Source organism: Aquimarina sp. RZ0, assembly GCF_008370685.1.
GTDB lineage: Bacteria > Bacteroidota > Bacteroidia > Flavobacteriales > Flavobacteriaceae > Aquimarina.
Genome location: NZ_VTZU01000250.1, coordinates 1 through 641, shown reverse-complemented (window position 1 = coordinate 641; position 641 = coordinate 1). Strand labels below are relative to the sequence as shown.

Here is a 641-nt window from a genome sequence, read left to right as displayed (position 1 = left end):
GAAAAAGCGTTTACAAATCACTCTCGAAATACATTAAAAAAAGACCTTTTTTACCTTGTGAATGAAGGTTTAATACTAAAAACAGGAGAATTAAAGGGAACTAGGTATCATTACACCGAATAAATCCCCACAACACAAAATCCAGTTTTTTGCAGAAAAAGCAAAAACCCTCTGTATTTTGTGTTGTTCCGCTCACCGCCGCATCATCAAAGCAATCTTTACATAATAGAAGTTATAAGTTCGCTTCGCACAATTTTTAGTGTTGTTATTTTAAAGGATAAAAAATCGTCGTTATAACTGCTACTATGTAATGGAATGTCTACTTTTAATAGGACAGAAAAATATAGCCCGTACTCTTATATTTGAATTATGGCAAAAAAGTATGAAGATGAATTTAAGTTAATGATTGTAGAATTATTGCAATCAGGTCAAAGTGTAAATTCAGTTAGTAGTGAATACAATCTCAATGGTAGTATGATTCGTAAGTGGCGTAAGTCCCATGAAGATAACCCTGGTAACTTTACAAGTGTATCAGTATTATCAGAAGATCAAAAACGTATTCAACTTTTAGAAAAAGAGTTAAGAAACATAAAGTTAGAGCGCGATATTTTAAAAAAGGCGGTGAGCATCTTTTCCGCGAG

1 protein-coding gene is annotated in these 641 nt (G+C 32.6%); it reads left to right on the top strand.

What is annotated here, in order from left to right:
• Nucleotides 1-369: 369 nt before the first annotated feature.
• Nucleotides 370-641 (top strand): transposase (locus tag F0000_RS27535; RefSeq protein ID WP_149627890.1); only part of this gene is annotated, 272 nt, incomplete at its 3' end.